We start from the raw sequence: 6421 nt of genomic DNA, 5'->3' as shown, positions 1-6421 counted from the left end.
AAAAGATTACGTATATGCCTATCCGAAAGAACTATCCGGTGGAATGAGACAACGTGCAGCTTTTTTAAGAGCACTCCTAACAGGTAAAGATGTGTTATTACTCGATGAACCATTTGGCGCATTGGACACTTTTACGAAAAAAGAAATGCAAACTTGGCTATTATCGATGTGGCAGCAATTAAAGAAAACAATTCTTTTCATTACCCATGATTTAGAGGAAGCAATTTTGTTGAGTGATCGCATTTTGATTCTGCATCAAGATAAAAGCGTAGAGGAAATTAGCGTTGATTTACCAAGGCCACGTACCAACGAAATGATCTATTCGGATCCTGGCATCGCTCTAAGAAGAAAGTTGGAAAGGAAGATTTCCAGTGAAACGTATTAGAGGTTGGTTTCAACAATACGCTTTATTTCTACTGTTTTTTGCAACGTTACTTGTTGTACTTGAAGTACTCGTGAGGCAAGGTATTGTGCCAGGCTTTATTATCCCTGCACCAACAGGAGTTCTACAAATGATTATCGATAATTGGCGAGTATTATTTTTGGAGCATTTAAAGGCAACTGCAATCGAATTTTTCATTGGCTTTTTAATAACAGTTCTATTAGGGGTGTCACTGGCTATCGGGATGTTTTGCTTTAAACCTATTGAAAAAGTAATGTATCCGGCCGTCATCATTTCGCAAATGATTCCGATTATTGCACTATCCCCCATTTTTGTACTGTGGTTTGGTTATTCCATTTGGAGTAAGGTGGCAGTAACGGTGCTTATCTCATTTTTCCCTATTGTGGTGAGCACGTATGATGGTTTACGAGCGTGCGATAAAGATTATATTGAACTATTTCGTTCAATGGGGGGCATCAAGCAAGCAGATTTTTCTAAAGTTACATATCCCAATGGCGCTACCCTCATTTTTCTCGGGCTTTAAAATGGCTATCGTATTTGCACTAGTAGGGGCAACCATTGGGGAATGGTTAGGTGCAAGTGAGGGGTTAGGCTATTACAGCCGGAGAATGTCTGGAAATTTGAATGCGGAAGGTGTATTTGCGGCAATTACGATATTAACTTCTGTAGGAATCCTACTGTTTGCGTTCGCCACATGGATTGAGCGAATGGTTCTTAGAAAATGGAAATATGAAAATTAGAGGAGAAACAGAAAATGAATAATTGGAAAATTCCTATTGGATTGCTGTTGCTAGCCATCATGTTGGTGGGGTGTAGTAATGATAAAACAGCATCTGAAAATGGAGAATCAGAATTAGAGGAAATATCGATTATGCTCGATTGGTATCCGAACGCAGTACACGCGGCACTTTATGTTGCGCAGGAAAAAGGCTATTTTGAGGAGCATGGCTTAGATGTTGAGATCCAAATGCCTGCAGATACAAATGACCCGTTAAAGCTTGCTGCAACTGGGAAGGTCGATTTAGCAATTAGCTATCAAAGTCAAGTCGTGCAATCAAGAGCAGAAGAAATACCGGTTGTATCGGTTGCTACTTATGTTCGTCATTCACTTGACTCTATTATGATGAAAAAAGAAGCAGGGATTAATTCACCAAAGGATTTGGAAGGGAAAAATGTAGGCTATCCATCCACTGTGATAACGGAAGCGGTTATAAAAACAATGGTAGAACATGATGGTGGAGATTTTAGCAAAGTGAAAATGACAGATGTGGGATGGGATTTAATGCCTGCAGTTGCAACAGATAAAGTAGACGCAATCGGTGGTGGTTACATTAACCATGAATTGGTGTTGCTCAATAAAGAAGGCTATGAGATGGATTCTTTCCGATTGGATGATTATGGTGTACCGGATAATTACGAGCTTGTTATTGTAACTGGTGAAAATACCTTTAATAAGAAAAAAGATTCGATTGAAAAGTTTTGGCAGGCTGTTACCAAAGGACAACAGTTTGTAAAAGAAAATCCAGATGCCGGATTACAAATTTTATTGGCAAATGAAAATGCAGACTCCACATTAAATGCTGAAGTTGAAAAAGAAAGCTTGAAAATTCTTCTACCATTAATGGAGGATGAAGGCGTATCGTTTGGTTACCAAGACGAAGAAAGTTGGCAGAACGTAGCAAATTGGCTGTATGAAGCTGGCGTAATTTCTACAGAGGTTGAACCTCAACAATTTGTACAAAATATCGTACCAAAATAACAGCAGAGGGGGAATTAAAACATGAATCAAACAAGAAAGTTAACGTACACAGCGATTCTTGCAGCGATCACCACAGCATCCAGTAGTGTAATCTACATTCCACTAGGCTTTGCTAAAATTTTTCCGATTCAACATTGTGTCAATATCCTGTCAGCTGTAATGCTTGGTCCATGGTATGCAGTAATAGGTGCTTTTCTTACCTAAACAATGCGGAACTTTCTAGGCACTGGATCGATTTTTGCTTATCCAGGCAGTATGATTGGAGCTTTTCTTGCAGCCTTTCTTTATCAGAAAACGAAGAAGCTAAGCTTTGCTGCTGTTGGTGAAGTTATTGGCGCACTAGCAACCTATCCGATAGCAATCTTACTACTAGGACAGGAGGCAACTCTATTTGGATTTATACCAGCATTTACGATGAGTTCTTTTGCGGGTGCCCTGTTGGGATATATCATGTTAAAAGCAATGGTACAAAATAAAGCATTTAGCGGTATGCTACAAATGAAAATAAAATAACACAAAAAAGGGAAATCAAAAGTCTAACGTAGATTTTTGATTTCCCTTTATTCAATCAAGAGTGCGTATTATCGAAACTCTTGATTTTTTATTTTTGATAGCAATTAAATAAGCAGCAAATTTATTTTTTTAAGTTATTTTGGATTTCTTTCATTAATGTTTCTGCACCTTCAGCGGATAAAATTAATTTTCCGCCTACTAAACGCATGTTTTCATCAGAAACTTCACCAGTAACTGCACATGTCATGTTAGGCATATATTTTTTTAAGATGATTTTGTCATCATCCACGTAAATTTCTAAAGCATCTTTTTCAGCAATGCCTAATGTACGGCGTAATTCGATAGGGATTACTACACGTCCTAATTCATCTACTTTTCGTACGATACCTGTTGATTTCATATTAATATTTCCTCCTATATCAAAAAGTTGTTTAAATTCGTCAAAATTCGACATTCAATCCGTGTCTATTTAAAATCATACCAACTAATACCATATACGTCAATTATTTAGCATTCATATTTTCTTCATTTTAGGAACTTTTTTGTCATATTTGTACTATGGGATGAATTTATAAAAAATATTTACTATAAAATATTTTTAATAGTCAAAAAGCTTTAATAAATTCCCAACTTTTGTTTCAACTTTTCGACATGTAGGAATTCCAATAAACTTTCATTGAAACAAATTTCGTACTTCGTTAGAATAAAGAATATACTTAACAAACAAATGGAGGCACTTTCGTGAGTGAAAAACAAACATTCTATATAACAACCCCAATTTATTATCCAAGTGGCAAGTTCCACATTGGTACAGCGTATACAACGGTTGCATCAGATGCAATTGCACGGTACAAGCGTTTAAAAGGTTTCGACGTACGTTTTTTAACTGGTATGGATGAACATGGTCAGAAAATCCAGGAAAAAGCGCAAGAATCAGGAATGGATCCGCAAGATTATGTGAATGAAATTGCGGAAGGCGCTAAAAAATTATGGAATACTATGGATATTTCCTATAATGACTTTATTCAAACTACCGAAAAGCGCCATACAGATGCGGTAGAGAAAATTTTCCAAAAGTTTTTGGACAATGGCGACATTTATAAAGGCGAATATGAAGGGCTTTATTGTGTACCTTGTGAGTCTTACTATACTGAGACGCAATTAGTCGATGGAAAGTGCCCGGATTGTGGCCGGGATGTTCAAAAGGTCAAAGAAGAATCTTACTTCTTTAATATGAAAAAATATGCTGGTCGATTACTTGCTTATTACGAAAATAATTTAGAATTTATCGAGCCGGAATCTCGTAAAAACGAAATGATTAACAACTTTATTAAACCAGGGCTAGAGGATTTATCCGTATCACGCACATCTTTTGACTGGGGGATTAAAGTTCCTGGAAATCCTAAGCATGTCATTTATGTTTGGGTTGATGCATTATCAAACTATATTACATCTTTAGGCTATGGCTCGGACAATGAAGAGCTGTTTAATAAATACTGGCCAGCAGATGTCCATGTAGTTGGGAAAGATATCGTCCGCTTCCACACAATTTATTGGCCAATTTTCTTAATGGCATTGGACTTGCCATTGCCGAAGAAAATTTTTGCGCATGGTTTCATTATGATGAAAGATGGCAAAATGTCGAAATCTAAAGGCAATGTTGTGTATCCGGAAATGTTAATCGAGCGATACGGATTGGATGCAACACGCTATTTCCTATTGCGTGAGCTGCCATTTGGTCAAGATGGCGTATTTTCACCGGAATCATTCGTTGAGCGTACAAACTTTGATTTGGCAAACGACTTAGGAAACCTTTTAAACCGAACAGTTTCAATGATGAATAAATATTTCTCTGGAATCATTCCTACTGAAAATTTACAGGAAACTGAATATGATGCGGCATTAAAAGAACATGCTGAAAATGTACGTGTTAAATATGAAGAAAGTATGGATAAAATGCAATTTAGTGTCGTACTTTCTGAATTATGGACACTTGTATCACGCACAAATAAATATATTGATGAAACATCTCCGTGGGTATTGGCAAAGGATGAAGCGGATAAACCGAAGTTGGCTGCTGTAATGAATAATTTGGCAGAAAGTTTACGACATATTGCAGTCATGGTTCAACCTTTCATGACAAACGCTCCAAAGCAAATTATTGAACAATTAGGCCTTGATGAGAAATTATTAGCATGGGACACGATTGAAACATTCGGCAATATTATTCCACAAAATATTAAAGTTGTAGAAAAGGGTACACCAATCTTCCCTCGACTCGATGTGGAAGTCGAAGTGGCATATATCCGCGAACAGATGCAAAGCTCTGTAAAAACTTCTGAACAAGAAGAAACAGTCTCTGTGGAAGCTCCACAAACAGAGGAAATTACTATTGATGATTTTATGAAAGTAGATTTGCGTGTTGCAACGGTTTTAGCATGTGAACCAGTGGCAAAAGCAAAGAAATTATTGAAGCTTCAACTGGACTTGGGCTATGAGCAACGCCAAGTCGTATCAGGTATTGCAGAGCATTACAAACCAGAAGAATTAATCGGCAAAAAAGTAATTGTCGTTGCAAACTTGAAGCCTGTTACATTGCGCGGTGAGCTATCTGAAGGTATGATTTTAGCGGGCTCGCATGATGGTGTATTAACATTGGCCACTGTTGATCCGAAATTAACGAACGGCGCACAAGTGAAGTAATTCGTAAAGAGTCTGTTGGACAAGGAGTGTTCAGCAGACTTTTTCATTATTTATACAATAGTATTTTACAAAAAGTATATTAGCATAACTTTTAGGTGGTTATAAAAGGAAAATTATTAGGTGTTTAGTTGTAATAACAGTTTTTTATATAGTTCAAATGACAAATCGGCAAAGTTTTGTAATTTATATGTAATGATTCTGAAAACTAAGAAATATTAACAATGAGTACAATACACGATAGGAGAAATGATAATGAGCACATATATCGATACACATGTCCATTTAAACGCAGATCAGTATAACGAGGATTTACAGGATGTAATCGATCGGGCAATTGCTGCAAAAGTAGAGAAGATGGTTGTAATCGGCTTTGATAAAAAAACGATTGAACGCGCAATGCAGCTTGCAGAGGATTATGATTTCATTTATGCAGTCATTGGCTGGCATCCAGTAGATGCGATTGATTGTACAGATGAATATTTAGCATGGATTGAACAGCTTGCAGCGCACCCGAAAGTAGTCGGAATCGGGGAGACAGGACTGGATTATTATTGGGATAAATCACCGAAAGATGTGCAGCAGCATTGGTTCCGGAAGCAAATTCATTTAGCGCAAAAATTGGATTTGCCAATTATTATTCATAACCGTGATGCAACAGGAGACGTCGTACGCATTTTGAAAGAGGAAAATGCGGCATCAGTTGGCGGTATTATGCATTGTTTTGGCGGGAGTGTTGAAACAGCATATGAATGCATAAACATGAACTTTATGATTAGTCTTGGAGGACCTGTCACATTTAAAAATGCACGTCAGCCGAAAGAGGTAGCGGCCGAAATTCCGCTGGAGCATATATTGATTGAAACGGATGCACCATATTTAGCACCACATCCATATCGGGGCAAGCGAAACGAACCAGCTTTTGTTACGTTGGTCGCTGAGGAAATTGCTCGTTTGAAAGAATTGCCGGTGGAGGAAGTAGCGTATAAAACGACTGAAAATGCAAAGCGCTTTTTCAAAATAGAGCAATAAAAAAATGAAGTAAA

At 37.4% G+C, this 6421-nt stretch carries 7 protein-coding genes and 1 pseudogene; 7 read left to right on the top strand and 1 reads right to left on the bottom strand.

Annotated elements, in window-relative coordinates; genetic code table 11:
• The 5 genes and pseudogenes from ACTHOQ_RS13815 to thiW form a co-directional block, all read left to right on the top strand.
• On the top strand, nucleotides 1-385 hold a 385-nt coding region (locus ACTHOQ_RS13815; protein WP_440496729.1), incomplete at its 5' end, for an ATP-binding cassette domain-containing protein.
• Nucleotides 372-926, top strand: a complete 555-nt coding sequence (locus tag ACTHOQ_RS13810; protein WP_440496728.1) for an ABC transporter permease — start codon at nucleotides 372-374, stop codon at nucleotides 924-926. The genes ACTHOQ_RS13815 and ACTHOQ_RS13810, both read left to right, overlap by 14 nt.
• Before the next feature lies 1 nt (nucleotide 927).
• On the top strand, nucleotides 928-1143 hold the full coding sequence (locus ACTHOQ_RS13805; protein WP_440496727.1) for an ABC transporter permease family protein: 216 nt from the start codon (nucleotides 928-930) through the stop codon (nucleotides 1141-1143).
• Between the two features lie 14 nt (nucleotides 1144-1157).
• Entirely contained in the window at nucleotides 1158-2162 is a 1005-nt protein-coding gene (locus ACTHOQ_RS13800; RefSeq protein WP_440496726.1) for an ABC transporter substrate-binding protein, read from the top strand.
• A gap of 21 nt (nucleotides 2163-2183) precedes the next feature.
• A pseudogene (thiW, locus tag ACTHOQ_RS13795) lies at nucleotides 2184-2675 on the top strand (energy coupling factor transporter S component ThiW).
• Nucleotides 2676-2796: 121 nt separating this feature from the next.
• On the opposite strand, the gene abrB reads toward thiW, so the two are convergent.
• Nucleotides 2797-3075 (bottom strand): transition state genes transcriptional regulator AbrB, encoded by a 279-nt coding sequence (abrB, locus tag ACTHOQ_RS13790; RefSeq protein WP_440496725.1) that lies wholly within the window; start codon nucleotides 3073-3075, stop codon nucleotides 2797-2799.
• Between the two features lie 341 nt (nucleotides 3076-3416).
• Between abrB and metG the strand changes: the two genes are divergently transcribed.
• Both metG and ACTHOQ_RS13780 read left to right on the top strand, forming a co-directional pair.
• On the top strand, nucleotides 3417-5378 hold the full coding sequence (metG, locus tag ACTHOQ_RS13785; protein ID WP_440496724.1) for a methionine--tRNA ligase: 1962 nt from the start codon (nucleotides 3417-3419) through the stop codon (nucleotides 5376-5378).
• 252 nt (nucleotides 5379-5630) lie between these two features.
• On the top strand, nucleotides 5631-6407 hold the full coding sequence (locus ACTHOQ_RS13780; protein ID WP_440496723.1) for a TatD family hydrolase: 777 nt from the start codon (nucleotides 5631-5633) through the stop codon (nucleotides 6405-6407).
• Nucleotides 6408-6421: the final 14 nt, after the last annotated feature.

It is taken from the genome of Solibacillus silvestris, from assembly GCF_051967575.1.
Lineage (GTDB): Bacteria > Bacillota > Bacilli > Bacillales_A > Planococcaceae > Solibacillus > Solibacillus silvestris_B.
Note: the sequence above shows the minus strand (reverse complement) of the source record. Positions and strands in the feature narration are given on the sequence as shown.